The organism is Lujinxingia sediminis (genome assembly GCF_004005565.1).
Classification (GTDB): domain Bacteria; phylum Myxococcota_A; class Bradymonadia; order Bradymonadales; family Bradymonadaceae; genus Lujinxingia; species Lujinxingia sediminis.
In genome coordinates, this window is the sequence record NZ_SADD01000023.1 from 1 (window position 1) to 21925 (window position 21925).

11 protein-coding genes and 1 rRNA gene are annotated in these 21925 nt (G+C 62.3%); 5 read left to right on the top strand and 7 right to left on the bottom strand.

The genetic code is table 11. The features are described 5' to 3' along the window. Window positions 1–114: ribosomal RNA gene (gene rrf, locus EA187_RS19825) — 5S ribosomal RNA — on the top strand; the annotation flags it as partial. A gap of 991 nt (window positions 115–1105) precedes the next feature. Here the strand turns inward: rrf and EA187_RS19830 are convergent. Beyond that, entirely contained in the window at window positions 1106–2689 is a 1584-nt protein-coding gene (locus tag EA187_RS19830; protein WP_127781432.1) for a DUF7107 domain-containing protein, read from the bottom strand. A gap of 454 nt (window positions 2690–3143) precedes the next feature. Between EA187_RS19830 and EA187_RS19835 the strand changes: the two genes are divergently transcribed. Next, window positions 3144–3656, top strand: coding sequence for a DUF507 family protein (locus EA187_RS19835; protein WP_164856433.1), 513 nt, complete (start codon window positions 3144–3146; stop codon window positions 3654–3656). A gap of 70 nt (window positions 3657–3726) precedes the next feature. Here EA187_RS19835 and EA187_RS19840 read toward each other — a convergent pair whose 3' ends face one another. Beyond that, entirely contained in the window at window positions 3727–5394 is a 1668-nt protein-coding gene (locus tag EA187_RS19840; RefSeq protein ID WP_164856434.1) for a penicillin-insensitive murein endopeptidase, read from the bottom strand. Between the two features lie 311 nt (window positions 5395–5705). Between EA187_RS19840 and EA187_RS19845 the strand changes: the two genes are divergently transcribed. Together EA187_RS19845 and EA187_RS19850 are read left to right on the top strand one after the other, a co-directional pair. After that, window positions 5706–8312: an AAA-type ATPase lid domain-containing protein gene (locus EA187_RS19845; protein ID WP_127781434.1), complete on the top strand. Its 2607-nt coding sequence runs from the start codon at window positions 5706–5708 to the stop codon at window positions 8310–8312. Window positions 8313–8341: 29 nt separating this feature from the next. Beyond that, a complete protein-coding gene (locus EA187_RS19850; protein WP_127781435.1) occupies window positions 8342–10276 on the top strand; it encodes a zinc metalloprotease in 1935 nt (644 codons plus the stop codon). Window positions 10277–11027: 751 nt separating this feature from the next. Here EA187_RS19850 and EA187_RS19855 read toward each other — a convergent pair. The 5 genes from EA187_RS19855 to lepB form a co-directional block, all read right to left on the bottom strand. Then, entirely contained in the window at window positions 11028–12236 is a 1209-nt protein-coding gene (locus EA187_RS19855) for a TraB/GumN family protein (RefSeq protein WP_127781436.1), read from the bottom strand. 134 nt (window positions 12237–12370) lie between these two features. Next, window positions 12371–13753: a magnesium transporter gene (gene mgtE / locus EA187_RS19860; protein ID WP_115608454.1), complete on the bottom strand. Its 1383-nt coding sequence runs from the start codon at window positions 13751–13753 to the stop codon at window positions 12371–12373. Between the two features lie 138 nt (window positions 13754–13891). Next, window positions 13892–15793 carry an ABC transporter ATP-binding protein gene (locus EA187_RS19865; protein ID WP_127781437.1) on the bottom strand — a complete coding sequence of 634 codons (1902 nt, stop codon included), beginning with the start codon at window positions 15791–15793 and terminating at the stop codon, window positions 13892–13894. Beyond that, window positions 15790–17712 (bottom strand): ABC transporter ATP-binding protein, encoded by a 1923-nt coding sequence (locus EA187_RS19870; RefSeq protein WP_127781438.1) that lies wholly within the window; start codon window positions 17710–17712, stop codon window positions 15790–15792. Before EA187_RS19870 ends, EA187_RS19865 begins: the two co-directional genes overlap by 4 nt. Before the next feature lie 127 nt (window positions 17713–17839). Further along, entirely contained in the window at window positions 17840–18709 is an 870-nt protein-coding gene (gene lepB, locus EA187_RS19875) for a signal peptidase I (RefSeq protein WP_164856435.1), read from the bottom strand. Between the two features lie 607 nt (window positions 18710–19316). Here lepB and EA187_RS19880 point away from each other — a divergent pair. After that, window positions 19317–21551: a hypothetical protein gene (locus tag EA187_RS19880; RefSeq protein ID WP_127781439.1), complete on the top strand. Its 2235-nt coding sequence runs from the start codon at window positions 19317–19319 to the stop codon at window positions 21549–21551. The last annotated feature ends 374 nt before the right edge of the window (window positions 21552–21925 follow it).

The following is a 21925-nucleotide window of genomic DNA, read 5'->3' on the forward strand; positions in this document are numbered from 1 at the left end:
GGTGGCTAGAGCGGAGAGGGTCCACCCGATTCCATCTCGAACTCGGAAGTTAAGCTCTCCAGCGCCGATGGTACTGCGACCGAGAGGTCGTGGGAGAGTAGGTCGCTGCCAACCATTTCATTACAAAGCCCGCCCCCTTCTACATACGTAGAAGGGGGCGGGCTTTTTTGTGTTTTGACGTCGGGGAAGTGGCGTGTGGGGAAGGCGAGTTGGTGCGGATTCGGTGGGATAGCTGGAGGGGGCGATTCCGATGAAGGGGTGCCAGGGGTTCGATCGGGCGGGAAGATCGGGTGCCAGGGGTTCGATCGGGTGCGATGAACGGGTGCCAGGGGTTCGAACCGGCGGTATGGAATGACGAGGTTGGTCGGGGATAACGGGAGCCAGAGAGCGTGGGGGCTGCTGCGGTGAACCTGATTTGGGGGTGAACCTGACCCAGGGTCGCCTCTGGAGGTTGTCATAGCGTCGGGGGTGAACCTGACCCGGGTGAACCTGACCCAGGGTCGCCTCTGGAGGTTGTCATAGCGTCGGGGGTGAACCTGACCCAGGGTCGCCTCTGGAGGTTGTCATAGCCTCGGTCGAGTGGGGCAGTATGCCCCAAGTAGGTGGTTGGCCCGTGTGGGGCGGGGATGGCGGGAGTTAAAGCGACGAGAGTTCTTCTTATCAAAGGCCTTCGTTGATCGGGACTACGATGAAGGTGGTCGGGCGACTTTAATGAAGCGACAACTTTTTCGTGGTGCCTTTTAGGCCATCTCAAGCGTTCCGAATATTCGCCTTGATAGGTCATTATTGAACGTTGGGTGACTAAGGTTCTGGAGTACAGCTTTTACCTGCGGGTGAGGCATATCTGGGTGGTGCGTTTCGGTGCGACAGGACCCATGATCGAGCAGGAACTCATCCGGAAATGCGTTGTGTAGGGTACGTGGCTATCCACGTTGGAGCGCTGCCAGGGAGGCGTTGCTGGTTCGCCTTTTTTGTGATTTTTTGGCCGTAGCGTTCGCGTTTTGAGCGGGTATTGGGCGTATTGGTGCATGATTGAGAAACGCAAAAGGCCCCCGCCTGTAGGGCGGAGGCCTTTTCGCCAGTGTGGTGCGGGGCGACTCAGCGATTAACGTGCGCAGTAGCCGAACTCGCAGGCTCCGGCGCCGAAGGTGCAGTCGGTGTCACTGCCGCAGCTGATGGTGCAGACACCGCTGACACAGGTTGCTCCGGGGCCACACTGTCCGGCCCCCGTACATTCGGGACCGGGGCGGTAGTCGGGCTGGCAGACACCCTGGTCGCAGAGCATCTGGTCGCCGCAGTCGCTATCGGTACCGCAGTGGTCGTAGCACCAGCCGTTGATGCAGCTTTCCTGAGAGCCGCAGTCGGAGCGTGTGGTACAGGCAGCGGGGTTATCGGCCGCTCGGCAGGTGCCAGCATCACAGAAATGGCTGTAGGGGCAGTCCGTGTTCGCGACGCATTCGTAGTGACAGAAGCCGCGTTCGCAGTCTTTGCCGATGCCACACTGGGCATCGGTGACGCAGAGCTGGTCGACGATCTGACAGGAGCCTGAGATGCAGGTTTCACAGGGGCCGCATTCGCTGCTGGATCGGCAGCTAAGGTCAGGCTCCTCGACAGGTGCGCATGCCCCCTGATCGGTGCAGTATTCGCCAGTGCGGCAGTGATCGTCTTCCTCGCATCCCAGGCGGCAGCGGCCACGCTGGCAGGTGGAGCCTTCGGAGCAGTCGGCGTTGCTCTGGCAGATGCCCACGGCGACGCAGAGACCGTCTTCGCAGCTGGCGTTGGAACCGCAATCGTCGGAGGTTGTGCACTCCTGGGCGTCGTCGCGGTCGGGGGAGGGAGCCTCGTCGGGATGGGTTCCTGCATCGTCGGGGATATTGGCATCCGGATGGGGGTCGACGTCTTCTCCTGGAGCTTCGACATCGGGTTCGTCACCGGGGTCCGGAGCAGGACGGGTGGGGTCATCAGGGTCGGCGCTGACGCATGCGCCCCGGAAGCAGACGCCGGACTCGCCGCATTGACTATTGGAGGTGCAGCCGGCGGAGCAACGGCCTTCGAAGCAGGCCGCGTCGGTGCCACACTCGGCGTCGGACTCACAGGCAACTGCGCAGCTTCCGCTTTCGGAACATACGCCCAACTCACCGCAGTCTTCGTCGTTTTCGCAGCCTCCGCCGATGACACAGCGACCTTCAAAGCAGATCTCGCTGCCAGGACACTCCAGCGAAGCCTGACATTGGGGGACACAGAAGCCGTCCAGACTGCAGAATTCCATCTCGAAGCAATCGCTGTCCACGGAGCAGCGGTCGGCAGGTACGCAGGTGCCTTCGTCGCAACGGCGCGAGGCGCATTCGCTGTTCACGGTACAGGAGGTGACGTCCTCGGGAATCGCGATGCAATACCGGCCGCGGGCGCAGATCTGGTCGGCGCCGCAATCGTTGTCGGAGGCGCAGGGAAGGGTGCAGGTGCCAAGCCGGCAGATCGAGCCCATGCTGCAGTCGTCATCGAGCTCACACGTGGCGCACTCTCCGGCGAGTGAGCAATCGACCTCCTGATTGCTGCGATCGTCGCAACCCAGGCACCCCTGGGAAAAGAGCACAAAGAAGGCCGTCAGGGTCAGCCAGCGTAACGTCGAACTCAGCGCAGACCTGCGGTCAGGGGTACATGGGGGAGAGGCTGAGGCGAAGGTCGACATGGTGGGTCTCCACTCACTAGAGGTTGGCGTTCTGCATTGCGACATATGTTAGGGGGCGGCTGCGCCCGAGGCTACTGCGTGCTCCTTGGACGCGGGGTAACCGAGGCTATTCAATTTCGGGTCAGTGGCAGCAGCACCCGATGTACATGCGCGATCGTCGTGGATGACGGTTACCAGGGGCGGGTAGGTGATGGGTGCCATGGGTGTCATGAGGTCGATGCGCAATCCCAGCTTAGCGGGACGATATCGTTTTCGGGATGCGTTTGATGGATCGACCGGATAGGAAAATACCGGTTGTTAAAATTATCCTTGTAATCTGCGAGTAAAGGTGCAAAAAAAGCCACTCGTTAGACGGACGAAAAGTTTCGAATCCCGGTGAACTTTGCCTGGATTCGTCGGACGCCACCGGAGTCCCGGAGTTATGCCGGGTGCGTTCGGACCATCTGGAGGCGTTATGCGCTTATATGGCGGGCAGGTACCGGTCATTGCGGAAGAAATTATCCGTACGTTGACCCGGGCCGGTGATCTCGAGATCGCGTCGGAGAATCTCCCCGAAGTGGAGCTGGACATTCAGTCGGTGCTCCGCGAGTACATTCGGCTCGATCGCGAGCTGACGGAGCGGGCCAAAGATATCGCCATGAAGTATGGCGACAGCAGTGTGGGCCGTGAAAAGCGTAAGTTGGCCAAGGCCAAGGGCATTGAGCTGAGCGATGATCCGCTGGGCTATATTATTTCGCAGATCATTGAGACGTTCTTTCATTCGAACTTCGTCGATGAGGTCTATTCGACGGATAACGACCTTCGCCGCAAGATCAACCCGATCCTGAAGCGTCATACCAACGTGCAGGAAGAGCTTGATCAGGAGGTTCGGGGCAAGATCAAGAACCTTGAAGAAGGTTCGGCGGCCTGGGAGATCGAATATGAAAAGGTGATGGGCAACCTTAAAAGGCTCAAGAATCTGGAGTAGGGCGCTACGTCAGATTCAGAGAATGTAAAAGACCGGCTCCGGCCGGTCTTTTTTTGTGTTTAGATCGTGATCAGCGCCAGGCCTGGGGCTGAGATTTCTGGAGCATGCGATCGCGGTTTTTACCCCACCAGCGCGTCCAGTATCGGTGGGCGTCGGCAGGCGAATCGAAGTCTCGCGGGGCCCAGCGTCCGGTCCATTCGCTGATGATGTGGCTCAGGTTCATCGCCAGCGCCGGGTGAAGTTCGGGGAGCTGAGAGATCAGGGTGTCGACGTGGTGCAAGTCGCCCCAGGAAGCGGTGATCGCCAGGTTCGCCAGGCTCTGCTCAAGCCATTGCTGGCGCGGGAGGTCGCGATGTTGGTCCCACCATTGATGCCATTGCGCCAGCGCCTGGCGTTGATCGTCGGTGCTGGCGACAGCCCAGTTCAGGCCGTCATAACGTGCGGTGACGCGGTAGAGGAGTTCGGCCAGGCGAGCGCGCAGCGGAGGGGGGGAGCGTTGGAGCTCTGCGAGGAGTGGTGTGACAAGGTCCGGGGAGAGATCGAAGCGAAGTGAGTTCGCGGCGAGCATTCGCTCGTCGAGAGGTAGTGAATCGTCGAAGAGGCGAGCTCGAGCGACTTCGAAAGCATCGGCCGTGGATGCGGCTGCCAAGGTGTTGTAGAGCGGTCGGCGTGCGGTTTGGGGAAGGTCGCTTCGCCTCAGGTGCCGGGCGATGGCCAGTGCGCCGGCCCGGGTGCGGGGAGGCATCTTTTGGAGAAGTTCGATGGCGCGCTCGTGCAGTTCAGCGTGGGGCACATCGAAGCTATGAAAGAGGATGAGCTCACCGGCCATAGGGGGCTTGAGTTGTTCCAGGAAGTCGAGAGCGCGTCGGGCGATCTCGGGATCGTTGCCGCTGAGGGCAGGACGAAGCGCAAGCGCCCTGGCGAGCACACGCTCGTCATTCCAGTCGTACCAGGGCCAGCGTGGGCCCCAGTCCTGGCAGCCCTCCAGGCGGTCGTCCAGGGGGCAGCCGATGCGCACGTGAAGATGGTCGGCGTGCGGGGGCGCATCGGTCGGCTGATGAAGCACCGCGGAGGCGCGCTCAATAAGGTCGGCAGGCTCGCCAGTCGCTACGGCGTGATCGAGCATCAGACGTTTGAGGCCTTCGCTGACAAAGAGCCATTGCACGCGAATCTCGGGATCGGTGAGGAGCGCACGGGCCAGCGCCCAGTTGCGGGCGACATCGAAGGTGAGTGGGTAGCCGTCGGCGTGGCCTTCGTCATCGAAGTGGATAAGGTCGGGGGTGGGCACCGAGTGACCTTGAGAATCGAGCGCATAGAACGCCAGATCGACATCTCGGCCAGCCTGGTGGGAGCTACTCCAGGGGATAGGTCCGCCGTGGGCGAAGGCAATGTTGCCGACCCGTAAGGGGGCGCCGCCGAACTCCAGAGCGACCCGCTCGGCGGCGAGCTCTACGGCGGCGATAATCTCGCGGGTGCCGAAATGGGTGTTTCGGCTGCGGTGGCGTTCGATGATGCTGTGATAGGGCCCCTCGGCGGCCAGGGTGGCAGGCTGGAGGAGGCGTCCCTGACGGATGGTGCCAAGCGATAGCGAGCCCGAGGGACGGCGTTCGGGATCAAGAATGGCAAAGGCATCGAGCGGCTCGTGAGGAAGTCCCCAGACGCTGCCGACACTTCGGGCACTCTCCTCCAGCGCGTCATGGACCTGGCGAATTGCCAGCGTCAGCGCCTCAGGTGGCACCCTGTCCGGGAGGGATTCATCAGCGGGAGGAGACGTTTGCACGGGCGCGGGCGACGTTGGGGCCAAAGGCGTCACGAGCGGAGGCGGCGCGGTCGAAGCGCAACTCGCCCATAGCAGCGTCGAGGAGAGGAGAAGAGTGAGCCGAATCATAGGTGGGGAGGGGGCAAGAGGACTGTTCCGTTTGTTCCCGTTCCCAAGTAGGGTGGGCGAGAGTCAGCGCCTGCGATCATAAAGTGTTGGTTGAGGTGCGGCAACCGGGGTTGAATGATGCCCGGGCGACACAAAAAATTAAGCACGAGCACAAAAAAACGATGAAAGAACGAGGACATATCGGAGCCTGGCTTGCCGTATTGGCGCTGGGCTTTTTGAGTGCGTTGGTGATCTGGGGCAGGCTTACAGGTCTTCCCGATCTGGGGGTAACGATCGGCCCGGAGCTGACGATTCGGCAGGTGGCTGTAGAGCGCGCCCCGGGCAGTGATGCGCAGAATTTTCAGCGGGGCGATCGATTGGTCGCGGTGGAGGGAATGGCGCTCGAGGATCTTCGGCATCTACGCACACTTTTGCCTGCGATGACAGAGTCGGCCGTTGAGGTGGAAACCGAAGATGGGGAAGCACGACTGCTTAACTATCAGATTCTTCGACCCTTGCATCGCTTTTCGGTGACGGTGCAGGGTGAGGGGTTTGATCCCCGGGAGCTTCCGCCGGGGGTTGAGCCGAATGATCGGCTGGTGGAGATTGACGGGCGCTTGCTGCCGGGCAGAGTGGGCCCGGAGGGCCTTCGCAGTGTGGTTGCCAGCCGCAATGATGCGTTGCTGGGGTTGGAGCGTCCCAACGCGATTTTCTCCGGACAGATGCGTCTGGGCGACTCCCGGGTGCATCCGGGACTGTGGCTGACCTTTGGACTGGCGTTGGCGGCGATCCTGGTATTGTGGTGGCGCTACTCCTGGATTCTGCCACCGCGCTCGGTTTACCTGATTGCTCTGGAGACGGTGGCGTTGGCCTGGCTCTATTTACTGGCCTACGGTTATCAGTGGTTGCTGGCCGACCAGGTACTGGCCTCGGGGGTGATCGTGAGTCTGGTCGTGATGCGGCCGATGGCGATGTATGCGCGTCGTCAGGTGGACAGTCATCGGGGATTGGGAAGTGGCGCGAGCCTGATGGGGGTGGGAGCGCTGGTGGCGGTGTTGCTGATTGTGTTGCTTCACGCCGGCTACCTGCAGAATGTGGAGGTGGCGCTTCACGCGGCTGCGATCATGGCCGGCCTTTTTGTGATCTATGAGATCAGTGCCCAGGGCTTTGAGTCGGGGCAGGCCGGCGGTCTTGGCGAGCGCTACGGATATCTCACCGGGGTGGTGGTCCTGGGGCTTTTTGCCTGCGTGGTCGCCGCGGGCATGGAGCCGGTGGCCTTTGAGGAGGATCGCTGGCGTTGGTTTGCAGTACTGATTCCCTCCATGGTGTGGTTTGGCGACTACCTCTACGGGTTGAAGTACGGAGTGCGGTCGGCTTTGGGGGATATCGCCGATGAGCGCTCGCGTCAGGAGTTGCTCTACGGGTATCTGCGAGAGGTTGGGGTGGAGGTTCCCGGAAGTGAGCTGCGCCTTGTGGGGCGATTGCCCGGGCAGGCGTTTGAGCTGTGCCTTGAGGAGGAAGGCACGCTTTCGGTGCGACCGGCGCGAGCGGAGGTTGCTGATGCGGTGGATATTCTTCTGGCTGAAGGTTATCAAATTCCAATGCCGGAGGCTGATGAGACGCATCCGATGGTCGGGATTGCGGATGTTCTACGGCTGTCGATGGCTCAGCGACTACCCGCGATGCGGGGATGTCTTGAGTTGGCCGGGGGCGCGGAGATGGTGTTGCTGGGATTCTGGAGTGCTGAGGAGGGCGACCCGGAAGCGGCGATTTCCCCGCAGGCACTGGATGTGTCGACGGCGGCGTGGAGTGCTCCTCTGTGGTCAGCGGCGATGATCGAACTTCTGGAGGGCGCTGCCCTGGAGCGACGTCGGGAGCTTGAGTTGGAGAAGGGGCCGGACCTGGCCGAGCTTCGCGCCGGGATTGAGGCTGCGGAGATGGGCGCGGCGCGGGTGGCGGAGGAGCGCGATGAGGCGCTCGCCAGGGTGAAGACGCTCGAAGAGGAGCGCGACCTGGCACGTGCCGAAGAGGTGCTCTTTCGTTTGACGCAGCCCGCTGACGTCTGGCCGGTTGAGATCGCCACGCGACTGGTGGAGCCGGAACTGGTCGACGGGCTGACCTTCTTGATGGAGACCCCCGAGCCCATCGTGTTGGGCGGGGCGATCGGGGTGGGTAAGTCGATGGTTGCCAGGCTGGCTCATGCGCTGGGCGGTGGGCCTGAAGAGGCCATGCGCGTGGTGCGATGCAGCGATGAGGGCGCGATGGGGATCCTGGATCGCGTCCTTGGTGAGGCCGGCGGAGGGCGGGGGCCGGGGCTCTTGAAGAGCGCGATCTTTGAAAAGGGCCGGGGGACGCTGCTGATTGAGCGCGCGCAACTTCTCGATGAAGTTCGTATCGTAGCGCTTTCTCATCAGTGCGAGGAGGCCGGGGTGCGCCTGTGCCTGGCGTTTGACGCGCCGGACGCCGAGGAGCGTAGTGTGCTGGAGCTCTACTCCGGGGTGTTGCAGGAAGCGCTGGGGCATCGCGAGGTAATCGTTCCGGCGTTTGGTCGTCGGACGACCATTCAGCGGGCGGTCTTTGACTTCTGGCTTGGGGAGTGGACGGCCCGCTATGGTCGGGAGATCGAGGGGTTCTCACGGACAGCGCTTGAAGCGTTGCTGGCGTACCGCTATCCCGGTGAGGTTCAAGAAGTCGTGGAGGTCGTGCGAATGGCGGTGTTGCAGGCACGTTATGATGTGATCGATCGCGAGGATCTTCCGACCCGGGTGCGTGAGGCGCGCCCGCTCTAGGCTATGGCGTAAGGCAGGAGATGAGAGAGGTGGCGAGCTCGAGTGTTTGGGCGCTGGGGGCAGCGGCGACGATGTTCCTGGTGTTCGCGGGATGTTCCGGCGAGGACGCTCCAGCGGAGCAGGCTCGCCCCGTTGTGGGGGTGACGCCGGAGTTGGAGCAACGTCTGGTGGTTCCGACCTCCCAGCTGAAACTGGAGCTTATCGGCTCCGAGCGCATCGTGGCAGACCAGGCCCGGGTGACCCTGCGCGGCGAGATTGAGGGGGGGGAGCGCTTTGAGGTGAGCTTGAGCGCCGAGCCGCAGCGTCGCGGTGATGTGGGGGCTCTTTATGTGATCATCGACGCCCAGCAGTGGCTATGGCCGAGGGCGCCGGAGGTGCCGGAGTGGTTCGCTTTGATGAGCGTGGAGGTCAGCCTGCGTGACGAGGTCGGGGAGGTCGCCCGCGGAGAGTTTGCCGGGGCGCGGATGCGTTTTGTGCGCTCGCTTGGTCCTCAGCTCTCGGTCGATGGCGAGGCACCCACCTTTGTTAACGGTTCATTGCGTCTGGAAGGTCACGGGGTGTTGCGCCCGGAAGAGGGGCAGACCTGGGCGGTGATCGAGCAGGGCTTTGTGGAGGCGACCCCCGGGGGGCGTCGCGATCTGGTCGGGGAGCGGCTGCCGGTGCGCTGGTCGGGCAGCCGGGAGCGTGCTGAGCTCCGTCTGGAGCCGGCCATCTTCGGTGTGCACCCGGGGGCGTATGAGGTGAGGGTGCGTCTGGAGAACGAACTTCGCGGGGAGGCCGGGACGACCCGGGGTCAGTCTGAGCTTGAGTTTGGAGGGGCCCTTCAGCCGACTTTGCTCGCATCGTTGGAACCCGTTGCGGCGAGCCGGGGGCAGATCGTGACGATGCGGGGACGCGGTTTGTTGGGGGCCGGGCAGGGCTACGGGATGATCCTGCGCTACGAAGGGATCTTTGAGCCTGCCGCTCCCGGCGCGCCGCAGATGAGTTTTGAGGGAAGTCGCGCCCTGGAGCGGGCGGTTGACGAGGTGCGCAGTGATGAGCTCTTGCGCCAGGAGGTCTGGTACAGCGTGGAAGGGCGCACGCTTGAAGGGCTGGGAGCTACGCCGGGCGTCTTCGAGGGGAGCATCACCCCGATTGTCTTTGATAGTGCTGGCGAATCAGTAGGCGTGGGCTGGCAGGGGCGTTTTGAGGTGCTGCCGACCCGGCAGGTGGTCTGGCTGAAGTATTTGCCGGCCTTTAGTCGGGCGCTGGACACCTTTGGACTCGGCAATGTGGAGCGGGAGATTCGCGATCGCATCCTGGAGGTGGCGCGCCGCGACTTTGCCGGGGTGAATATCGTCTTTGTCGAGGATGAGCCCGAAGATTTTTCCGACTACGCGGTGGTGGAGATGGGCGGGCCGGATCCCTCGGGAAACCGGGCGTTTGGTTATGACAACACGTTTAACGATCAGGCCAAAGATACCGGAAACCTCTATCTCAATGACTACCTCGGGGGCATCAATCGCCAGAGTGGGGAGAGCTTCAACGTGCTCTTTGGCGGGGTGTTTGTGGAGTCCTTCACTTACTTCAGTCCGACGCTCACGCCGGGGAATCGGGACGCGTCGGAGCATTTTGATCGGGTGTTCGGGCCCTTTATGCCGGGGTTGGGCGGGGAGGCTGTGCGGGGCTCGGAGGTGGGACATGGCCCCAGGTCGGTGCAGATCGAGGAGGCGGTGCGCGTGGCTGGAAATGTCATCGGAAATACAATGGTGCACGAGATCGGCCACTCCCTGGGGCTGACGCATCTTCCGGGCGACTGGGAGGCTCCGGGCACGATCTTTCATAATGCCGAGCCAGGCGGGTTTATTATGGATGCGGGCTCCGAACGCAGCTTTGAGCAGCGGGCGGAGCTCGATGGGGAGGGACCGGCGGTGTTTAACCCTCAGAACAGCGCTTATTTGCGTGAGATTTTACCGCTGAACTAGAGATCGGCCGGAGAGGCGACGTCGCGTGTCAAAACGGGTGTGCGAGGGTCGGAGAGGTGACGTCGCGTTTCAAAACGGGTGTGCGACGGGCGCCAACGCGTTTTGAGAGCTCAAACGAGAAGATCGGCAGCCGCGCACATGCTTTGAGAACTCGAAAGACGAGAGCGAGGTTTAAGCATGTGTTTTGGGCTGTGGAGGCACAAGAGCGAGGGCCGTGCACGTACTTTGAGATGTGACGGCGGGAGATCGGCAGCCGTGGCCGTGTTTTGAGAACCCAAACGTCGAAAGCGGCGCTCGAACGCCCCGGTTCTGCTGCGGAGAATTTCTGGAAGAGGATCTTGATCCAGCCGACGGCCACGAAGATGTCCGGGTCGTGTTTTTTGGTGACCGAGGGTTGTGTTTTTTGGTGACCGAGGGTCGTGTTTTTTGGTGACCGAGGGTCGTGTTTTTTGGTGACCGAGGGTCGTGTTTTTTGGTGACCGAGGGTCGTCTTTTGGATGACCGTGGGTCGTCTTTTGAGTGACCGTAGGTCGTGTTTTGAATGACCGTGGGTCGTGTTTTGAATGACCGTGGGTCGTCTTTTGGATGACCGTGGGTCGTGCTTTTGAATGACCGTGGGTCGTGCTTTTTGGTGACCGTGGGTCGTCTTTTTTGGTGACCGTGGGTCGTGCTTTTGAATGACCGTAGGTCGTCTGTTTTGGTGACGGAGGGGCTATTGGTTCCTCGTCTAAACCTTCTCCCATCGGCGCGATTAAACGAGGTTCTTGAGCCAGCCGAAGGCCACGAAGGTGCCCAGGCTGCTGCCGAGCGAGGAGAGGAAGAAGACCAGGAAGATGCGGGCCAGGCGGTTGGACCACCAGCCGCGCCAGTCGGCGATGTCGTCGCCGATGTTCTCCAGATCGCGCACTTTGGGAGGTGCCACGAAGGTCTGTACAAAGGCTGTGACCATGCCCGCGCCGATGGTGGGGTTGAGCGAGGTGATTGGCGCGGCAATAAAGGCGGCGATGATGGTCAAGGGGTGACCCAGGGCCACCAGTGTGCCCAGCGCTGAGAGTGATCCGTTGGCCAGCACCCAGGCGATGGCCGCGTTTTGAAACTCGCCGGGGTCGGCGCGGAAGAACCCCAGGATGAACACGGCGATGACGATCGCCGGGACAAGCCAGGGGAGCATCCGCGAGAAGGTCGATCGGGGCGGGACCACGTCGACTTCGCGGGCCTCCTCGGGGGTGTCGGTGGCGTTAAGGCGGCGGACCAGTCCGGGAACGTGCGCAGCTCCGACGACCGCGGCGATGGTCTGCCCCGGGGCGTTACGGATATGATGCGCCATAAAGAGATCGCGCTCGTCGACAAGCACGGTCTTCACCGAGGGCATCGCCTCACCGAGCTCATCGAGGATGGCCCCGATGTTATGGGACTGGCGAAGCTCAGCGAGCTCCTCTTCGCCCATCTCATTGCGATCGAAGACGCCGGCAAGCAGGCTCATCGCGACGGCGGAGCGGCGCCAGAACGAGGTTTTGCGCCAGGCGCGCAAGAGCGTCGTGCGTACGTTGCGGTCGACGAGCTCGACCTCCAGGCCCAGCTCATCGGCCAGTTCGATAGCGGCGGCCATCTCCGCTCCGGGTTTCACGCCGGTGTAGCTGCCCATGCGGCGCTGGAAGGCCATCAGGGCCAGGCGCGCCATCAAGAAGGTGAGCTGACCTTTGCGAATCACCTCGCGCAGGTTCAGATCCTGAAAGTTCTGCTCTTCGGTCAGCGCTTTGAAGCGTTCGCTGTCGAGCTCCACACAGACCGTTTCGGGTTTTTCGGCGGAGAGGATGCGGCGCACGGTCTCCACCGATTCCTGAGAGATATGCGCGGTGCCGATAAGCGTGATGGACTTTCCGTCGACGGTCAGCCGGGTGATGTCGGCTTCGTGGGGGGCGGCGTCATCGGAGGGGAGGTCGTGGGGCAGATCGGTCATGAAGGTTCTGGGGCAGAGAGAAGAGGAGCCGACCCCGAGTTCGGGGTGGCGCAGCTGTCGATCGTGCGATGGTTTAGCTTAAAGCGCGGCGTTTGAACACCTTTTGTCAACGCGGCACGTCGTCAAGGCGCGGTTTAGCCGATAAGTCCCATCTTGATGAAGAAGGATGCGGTGCCAAAGTAGATAAGCAGGCCGCTGGCATCGGCGATCGTGGTGATCAGCGGGCTGGAGGCGATGGCCGGGTCGACGCGGGCGCGGGTAAGGATGAAAGGCAAGATGGTGCCGACCAGGTTGGCCACCAGGACGATGCCGAGCATGGAGAGTCCGACGACGACGCCGAGCATCCAGCCGCCGCGAAAGAGCCCCAGTACTGCGCTTGCCAGGCCCATGGCCGCGCCCAGGCTCAGGCCCACGACGATCTCCTTGCTCACACAGCTAAACCACTGGGAGAGACGCACATCATCGGTGGCGATGGCGCGCACCATCAGAGTGGCGGACTGGGCACCGGTGTTTCCACCGCTGCCGATGAGCAGGGGAATGAAAAAGGCCAGGGCGATGACCGTGGCCAGCGTCTCCTCGTAGGCGGAGATCACGGCGGATGAGAGAAGGTTGACGACGACGAGAATGAGCAACCAGCCGATGCGCTTTTGAAAGAGTGCCCAGATGGAGCTCTCCCGGTAGCTGCGATCCAGGGGGCTGACGGCGGCGCCTTTGTGGAAGTCCTCGGTGGCTTCTTCTTCGGCGACATCGAGCACGTCGTCGACGGTGACGATACCCAGAAGCACGCCGTCGGAGTCGACGACCGGAAGGGCGACGACGTCGTAGCGCGAGAGGGCCCGCACGGCCTCCTCGCGGTCGTCAAAGGCCGAGAGGCTGACAAAGGAGTTGTCCATCAGTGAGGCGACGGTGGCCTCGGGGTCTGCCAGGATGAGCTTTCGAAGTTCCAGCGCGTCGATGAGCTGCCACTGGGCGTCGGTGACGTAAACGATCGAGATGATCTCGGAGTCGCGACCCTTTTTGCGAATATGGTTGATGGCCCGGGCGATGGTCCACTGGGCGCGCACCGCGACGTAATCCGGGGTCATCAGTCGACCGACGCTCTCCTCGGGGTAGCCGAGAAGCTGGCGGGCTTCGCGCAGGTCCTGGGGGCTGAGCAGGTTGAGCAGGCGCTGGGTCACCTGTCCGGGGAGCTCTTCGAGGAGTTGGGTCCGGTCGTCGGGCTTGAGGTTGGCGGCGAGGTCGCGGGCGTGCTCATCGGTGAGGTCGGCCAGAAGGTTGTTGGCCTCGTCCAGATCCAGGTAGCTGAAGAGGTCGGCGGCCAACGAGCGGGGCAGGGCATGGAAGGCCAGCACCTTTTCGGTTTTGGAGAGGGTGATGAAGGCGTCGGCGAGTTCGGCGGTGGGGACGCCGGCAACCACGTCTTTGACCTGGCTCCAGCGCTTGTCGCGGATGCATGCCTGGAGGTCGGCCACGATCTGGTCGTGATCAAATGGCGTGGAGCTCTCTTCGAGGGACATCGGCGCGGGCCTGGGGTTGCAGGGCGGTGCGAAAATTGTGGCCTGAATAAGGGTCGGCCACTCTATCGGGGCGGCCCCGGGAGTCAAGTCAGCGTGCGATGGAGCTGCAGCCCGGTGGCGAGGCGTTTCGCCCCGGGGTCAGGATGCCGGAGAGGTCCGCGATGTGCTCTCGCATTCGGCAGCGATCTCAGCCCCGGTGGCGTATTGCAGCCGGTAGAGGGTGGCATAGTGCCCGCCGGCGGCGACGAGATCATGGTGGGTGCCCTCTTCGAGAAGTTGCCCCTTGTGCAGGACGAGGATGCGGTCAGCGCGCTGGATGGTGGAGAGACGGTGGGCGATGACCAGGGAGGTTTGCCTGGCGAGCATGCGCTCGATGGCATCCTGGATCAGTGCTTCGGTGTCGGTATCGACGTTGGCGGTGGCCTCGTCGAGGATGAGGACCTCCGGCTTGCGGATGAGTGCACGGGCAAAGGCCAGAAGTTGTTTCTGGCCGGCGGAGAGGTTCTGGCCGCGTTCACTGACCGGGTAGTCCAGGCCGCCTTCGAGGCGTTCGATCATCTCCTGCGCATGCACAAGCTCGGTGGCGCGGGCAATCGCATCATCGCTGACGGCGTCGTCGCCCATGGTGAGGTTCTTGCGCACGGTATCGCTGAAGAGGAAGACGTCCTGGAGGACGACGGCGAACTTACGCCGAAGGTCCTGGACATCGAACTCACGGATGTCGGTGCCGTTGATCAGGATCCGACCGCGCTCCACGTCGTGGAGACGGGTGAGGAGCTTGATGATCGTGGTCTTTCCGGCGCCGGTGTGGCCCACAAGTGCGATACGTTCGCAGGGGTTGACCCTAAAAGAGAGGCCACGCAGTACGGGGTCATCGCTGCCGTAGCCGAACCAGACGTCATCGAATTCGATCGTCAGCGCCCCGTCCGGGATCGGGCGGGGGGAGTCGGGCTGCGGAATGGTTTCGTGGGTGTCGAGCAGCTGGAAGACGCGCTCGCTGCTGGCCATCGCGCTCTGCAGGAAGTTGTACTTCTGCGCCAGGTCGCGGATGGGCACAAAGAACTTCTGCATGTACTCGATAAAGGCCACGAGCACGCCCAGGGTGATGGCGCCCTCTAAGGCCTGGCCGCTTCCGTACCAGATGATGGCACCGATGGTCACCGAGCCCACCGCCTCGACCACCGAGTAGAGCAAGGCGTCGTAGCGGATGGAGCGGATGTTAGCGTCGCGGTAGTCGGCATTGATATCGCGGTACTCGTCGCGGCTGACGTTCTCGCGCACGAAGAGCTGAATGACGCTCATGCCAGTGATGCTTTCCTGAAGGTGGGAATAGAGGCGCGCGATTTTGACCCGGATCTCGCGAAAGGCTTTGCGCAGAAAATAGCGGAAGATGGCGGTGAGCCCGACGAGCACAGGCACGACCACAAAGCTGGCCAGGGCGAGCTGCCAGTTTTTGTAGAGGAGAATGACGACGATGGCGCTGAGTGTGATGATGTCGCCGACCATCGAGATCATACCGGAGGAGAGGGCCTCCTGAAGCGACTCAATGTCGGTGGTCATCCGGGACATCAGCCGGCCGACGGGGTTCTTTCTGAAGAAGTCTGAGGAGAGGTTCTGGACGTGCTCAAAGAGCTCCTGGCGGAGGTCTCGCAGGGCCTTCTGGCCGGCATATTGCGTCACGTACATCTGACCGAAGGTCAGCGCTGCCATTCCGACAATGCTTGCCGCGTAACCGGCCAGAACGATCCAAAGACCGCTGAGTTCGCCGGGGATCAGGTACTCGTCGATGGCAATCTGCAGGAGCCAGGGCTGTACCAGCGATACGGTGGTGAGCGCGGGCATGGAGAGAAGCGAGAGGAAGAAGAGCCAGCGGTAGGGACGCATGTAGGTCCACAGCCGGCGGACCAGGGAGAGGTCCGTGATCTGGCCGAGCTTCTGCTCCTGGAAGCCCGAGCCGATGGCGGCGTTTTGAGGGCGTCCGTTTTTCTGCGTGGCGTCGCTGTCGTTGGCGGCGCTTTTGTTATCTTCTGGGGCGCTCACGATTCGAGTTGCTCCCTGAGTTTTTGCCGTGCGTACATCTCGGCGTAGAGGCCGCCCTGTTCCAGGAGTTGGGCGTGGGTTCCCTGCTCAATGAGCTCGCCGTGGTCGAGTACGAAGATGCGATCGACCTGGGTGAGAGCGTTGAAGCGGTGGGTGATGAGGATGGACGTTCGGCCCTGCATCAACTCTTTGAGGTGGTTGAGGATTCGGCGTTCGGTCTGGGTGTCGACGCTGGCCAGGGCATCATCAAGGATGAGGATGCGCGGATCGGTGAGGAGGGCACGGGCGATGGTGGTGCGCTGTTTCTGACCGCCGGAGAGGGTTACGCCGCGCTCACCTACGAGGGTGTCGAGGCCTTTGTCGAAGGCTTCGAGGTCGGAGTCGAGGGCGGCGATTTGTACGGCCTGGTTAATACGATCCTGCTGGGTGACAGAGCCGTCGGTGCCGCTTCCCAGGCGCTCAATCAGCGGGGCGGTGGGGGCGCGGCGGGTAAGCGTTTCATCGAACTGCAGGGCGTCGAGACCAAAGCGGATGTTCTGTCCGATGGTCATGGAAAAGAGGAAGGGCTCCTGAGGCACAAAGCCAATCTCGGAGCGTAACTCCCGAAGTGGCGCCTGAGTTAAGGTCACTCCGTCGACGCGAATTTGACCGGCGGTCGGGTCGTAGAGTCTGGCCAGAAGTTTGACCAGGGTGGACTTGCCGCTGCCGGTTTTGCCAACGATGGCGACCGTGGAGCCGGCCGGGATGGAGAGCGAGATGTCGTTGAGGACCGGGCTCTCATCGTAGGCGAAGGTGACGTGATCGAGCTCAATATGCCCCAGGGCCGTGCGTTCTTCGGCCGTGGGGAGTTTGCACGCCTGGGAGCCTGGATCGGCGACGACGGGCTCGTAGTTTCGTACCTCGCAGATGCGCTCAAAGGCAGCCAGGCCGCGGTGCCAGACGGCGAAGACCCATCCCAGCGCGATGGTCGGGAAGGCCAGCGCGACCACGTAGCCGTTGAACTCCACGAAGGTTCCAAGTTCCATGGTGCCGGCGATGACGCGTTGCGCGCCGACGATGAGCACCACCAGGGTGCCCACGTTGGCGATGAGCACGATCATGGCGTTGAGCATCGCTCGGATGCGAGCGAGCTTGACGTTCTCTTCGTAGAAGGTGGTGTTGAGTCCGGTGTAGTCGGCGATCTCGCGGCCTTGCAGGGTGTAGGCTTTGATGACGTCGACGCCACTTAAATTCTCCTGAACGCGCGAAGAGATGTTGGAGAGCTCGGCTTGCACGCGTTTGGTCTGCTCGAAGAGGGCGCGAATGATGCTGCGCATTCCGAGAAGAAGAAGTGGAAGGGGTGCCAGGCACCAGAGCGTCAGGCCCAGATCAAGGGCTACCATGCGTTGGATTCCGATGGTGTAGGCGACGATGGCGTTGACGATATGCAGAAAGGCGATGGCGAAGAGCAGGCGGACGTAGGTGACATCGTTGGTCACCCGGCTGGTGATGTCGCCGGTGGGCATACTCCCGTAGAAGCGCGGGGTGAGACGGGCGAGGTGGGTGTAGAGTTCGTTTCGAAGATCGAACTCGATGTGACGCCCGGCGTTGAAGATTGTGGTGCGGCTGTAGACGCGAGCGATGCCTGCGCCGATGGCCAGCGCGATGATGATCATGGCCGCGCGAATGACCTGCTGGCGAGTTTCGGCGAGTTGCTCTGCGCCGGCGCCAACCGAGTCGCGCATCAGCTGGACGGCGTCTCCCAGCTGTTGAGGGATCGCCAGCGCCAGTCCGTTGGTCAGCAGTAAAAACACGGCGCCGGCGGCAAAGAGGCCGCGGTAGCGCTTAAAATACCCCCAGAGGATCTTGCGACGCTCCCGAGTGGAGACAGTGGCCAGGCGAGGTCCAGAGGATGTTGAGGAGTCAGACGATGGCGACATACAGCACAACACGGGGGAGGGGGGGAGCGCTCGCCAGGGCGAAGCGCAAGGGATGGCGCGCCCGGCAAACTAAGGAGATGCACCAAAGATTTCAACCGGCCAAACGAGGAAGGGGCGTGCTCAGCGTTCAGTGCAGGGGCAGGCCGATGCGGTCGAAGCGTGGCGTGCCGCTTTCCGGGGCGCTGGACCAGGCGATGTGGACGGGGCGGCCAAAAATATGGTCGGCCGGCAGCGGGCCGTAGAGTCGGCTATCGGCGGTGAGCGAAGCGCGGGGTTCGGGCGTGGCCAGGTGGCTGCGGTTGTCGGCGAGCACGAAGTAGTCGTCGGGACCCAGGGCCAGGCCGGGGACGGAGGCGTCGGGGGTGGCCTCGTCGCTGATGGCCACCACGTAGCGCTGAGCGTGGTTGTGTTCAACCCAGGCGCGCAGTCCGAGGGCGTTGTTGAGCTGAGCCTGGCCCACCCACTCGTGCATCAGCGGGGTGTAGTCGACGAGTTTGTCGCCGATGATCAGGGTGTTGCCTTGCATCTGGACCTCTTCGCCGGGTTCGGCGATCACGCGAAGGGTGGCCGGCGCGCCGGTTTCGGGGGTGACAAGCGTGACCAGGTCGCCACGTCGGGGCGGAGCGATATGGGCCGGGACACGCCGGACAAAGAGGGTGTCGCCGGGGAGAGCCAGGGGGTAGAGCGCGAGGTTGTCGACGTGGGTGAAGGTCCAGAGATGGCGAAGGGATTGGTCGACAACGATCGCCACCGGCCCCACAAAGGTCATCAGAGCGATGAGGGTGTAGATCAGTGGATGTTGAAACGCCCGACGCGACTCGGATGAGGTTTCCGCGAGAAGCTGGTCTGCCCGCGAGGCGGCAAGCAGGCCAATCATTGCCCAGGCAAGCAGCATGGCAAGCGCTACCCAGGCCAGGACAAGGTTCCAGAAGGTCACCGCGATGACCACGAAGAGCATGAGCAAGACAACGAAGAGGTTGATTACCACCCCACCCACGAGTCGTCCGGCGTACACGAGCCCCAGCCCTGGGGAGAGCAACGTGAGCAGCCATACGACATAGGTTCTGGGGCGTGGGGGCGTGTTGTGGGACATTGTAAGGCTCAGGATGGGGGGAGCGACGCCGGTCGGGGCAGTGCGCAGCGCTCGAATCTAGGGGGGCATAAGCGGGAGTGTCAACGCGCGACGCTGTACGTGTTGTCAGGGTAGGTGCGTCGCACTACAACGTAGCGCGCAACGACCGGCGTGCAGCGACCGGCGGTCACGAAGAACTCCGGGCAGAAGCGCGCATCAGGGTGACCTGAATCGGCGAGCGATGAGACCGATGGGCGCCAGGAAAATCGCACAGAAGCGTGGCGCGAGACGACCCAGGGTCGGGTCGTAGTACGACCGAGGGTCGTCCGGGAGGCAGCATTGGAGCGACGCGCAGGGTGATCACGTATCAAAGCAGACATCGGGTTCATAAGCGCAGGTCCATGAAATGTGACGCCCGCGGTGTGATGTTGCAGGAGCGACGTGCGATTGATAACGGCATAGCACTTGCAGGTCGGGTCGATGCCAGACAATGCACCAGGGGTGCATTGATTGTTTTCCTACGAGGTCATGAGTGACACGACGTGATGAAGAGACGCCGGGCTATTCGCTTTCCACCTGGATTGTGTTGGTGATGAGCGCAGTGCTGCCCGTAATGGCGTTGACGGGATTTTCCAACTTTGAACGAGGGCGCCAGGCTGTGCTCGTGCCCGGTGCGGCGTTGCTTCTGATCGTGTGGGCAGTGGGTCTGATCCGACGAGGCAAGGTACAACTAAGCGCGGTCGGTGTAGCGGGGCTGGGGGCGGCGTTTTTCGGTGTGGCGGGAGCCAGCTTTTTGTGGAGTGACGTGCCGCTCTACGGTGTGCTCAGCGCGTCGATGTGGATCGCCCTGGGATCGCTGGCCTGGGTTGTGGTTGCGCCGGTTGGACGGGCGCTACGTTTCGCAGATTGGTCGCTTGCGGTGGGGCTGGGGGTCATTGGAGCCGCTGCGCTGGGGATGTACGATTGGGCAGGTGGAGAGCTTCTCACTCCGGTGTGGGATTCGCCGGGGGTGGCCGGTGGCTTTGATACGATGTCGTTTGCGTCAGCCTACTATGTGGTGGCGTTGCCGGTTGTATGGGGGGCAATCGGGTTGGAAGGGACGGGAAAATGGCGTCGAGGTGTGGGGCTTGGGGCGCTTGTTCTGGGAACGGTACACTTGTCCCTGGTGGCGAGGCCGCTGGACGTCGTGATGGTGGTGATCGCGGCTACGTTGGCCTTGCTGATTGGCGTTGTTGCCGGGCGTGGTAGTGCGGGCGGAGGGCGCGTTGGTTTGGGGCGTCTGGTCTGGCCGATGCTTGTCCTGGTGGCCGGCGTTGTTGCCGGGCTGGTGTTGTTTGATCGTCCGACAAGCCCTAATGATTCCAACGATCTGCCGCGGGTGCGTCCCAGCATCGCCTTCCTGGATAATATGCCTTCGGACGCTCAGGTGCGTTGGCCCTATTTTGCGATTGATCGCGTTGAAGAGCTTTATGACGCTGACTACCGCCCTTACCTCAACGCGGTGACCCGAGGTATGTACACTCAACAACCCGTCATCGGCCACGGCGCGGGCGGGTGGTGGCTTCGCCAGACGGATGTCATTCACGATGGCAATGCGCATGTGCGCGAGCAATACGCGATTTATCCGGCGTTTAAGAGTCCGCATAGCGACTTTGCTCGCATCAGCGTGGAGCAGGGGACGCTGGGCGTGGCGCTCTTTGTACTATGGTTGCTGGGGATTGTAGCGCTGGTGGGGGCCGCTGCTCGCTCGGGACGATGGGATGGAGATGCGCGTGTCACACTGGTTGCGTTGACAGCTGGCGTGGTGGTGGGGGTGTTGATGATGTTTCGGAGCCCTCTTCTGGAACTGGGAGGTTCGGCGCTCGTATGGACTGTAGCTGCGGCGATGCTGGCTCGTAGCGCGGCGGGGCTGTCTGGTCAGATCCCCTGGGCTCGAGATGTGACCCTGGGTCAGGCTAGCCTGGCCGGGCGCGCCGTGATTGCAGCGGTCGCGGCGCTGATCGGAGGGGCAATGATTGGTCCGAGCGTTATGAATACGCTGGCATCTCTGGAGCGAGGACACGCTGATCAGCTGATGCTCAGAGCCCGATTTGCCGAGGCCATTCCCGAGTATCGGGAGGCACATCTTCTCTATCCTGCGCATGCAGAGGTGCTTTTCAACCAGGCGCTGGCGCACACGCTTACCGGGCAAGCGCGACTCGGAGAGCCGCTGATTGAAGAAGCGCTAGAGTTGCGTCCTTACGACTCGCGCTTTCTCTCGCAGGGAACCTTTGTGTCCCTGGCGCTTCAGCGTCTGGATACTGCGCTTAAGCGAGGCAAGGAAGCCCTTCGGACCGGTCCGAATAACCTTCAAGGGCTCGACGCTTACGTGGCCACGTTGCAGCGGCGCGGACGCCATCAAGACGCCGCCAATGTGATGGAGTGGGCGATTAAGCGGGGCGCGCCGATGGAGGCTTCGGGGCCTTTGCACGCTCGCTTGGGGCAGGTCTACGACAACGCGCTGGAGCGTCCTCGTCGCGCTCTGGAGCACTACAAGAGAGCAACCCGACTCTTGCCCGAAGGGGCGGAGCGTATGCTTGTGGTCAATCGACTCAACGAGTTGGAGAAGCGTCTTGAGCGTGATCGTCTGATTCGGGAGGGCAAGGCCGTGCCGCGCCATCTTCTGCCTGAGGAAGTGTTGGAGCAGGGCCATGATCACGGCCACAGTCATGGTGCCCCCCCCGGGCTGCCTGAGGTTCCCGATGAGCATAAGGGGCACAATCACTGACGAGGATTGATTGAAGTTTCGGCAAGAAGCGACCCTCGGTAATTCGCAACCCGACGGAGGGTCATCTACAGAACGCCCCTCGGTCATCCGCAACCTGACCGTCGGTCATCGACAAAACGACCCAGGGTCGCCTCAAAGTAAGCATTCATGCCTTGCTCGCGACGTTTCTCGTGAGCAACGCTTGGCAATCACTGCGCACGACCACCATTGAATGGAGTGTGATGGGAGGAAACGGCTGTCTGATAAGCCATGTTGCGCGGTCTCAGGTCAGCCCGTCGGCATGATGCCGGTGATACGTCACGTGTGTGGCCGCCTAACACGACCTCAACGCGCCAGGCCGGGCAGAGCCAGGCCCCCACGCGTCTTCAGCGCGA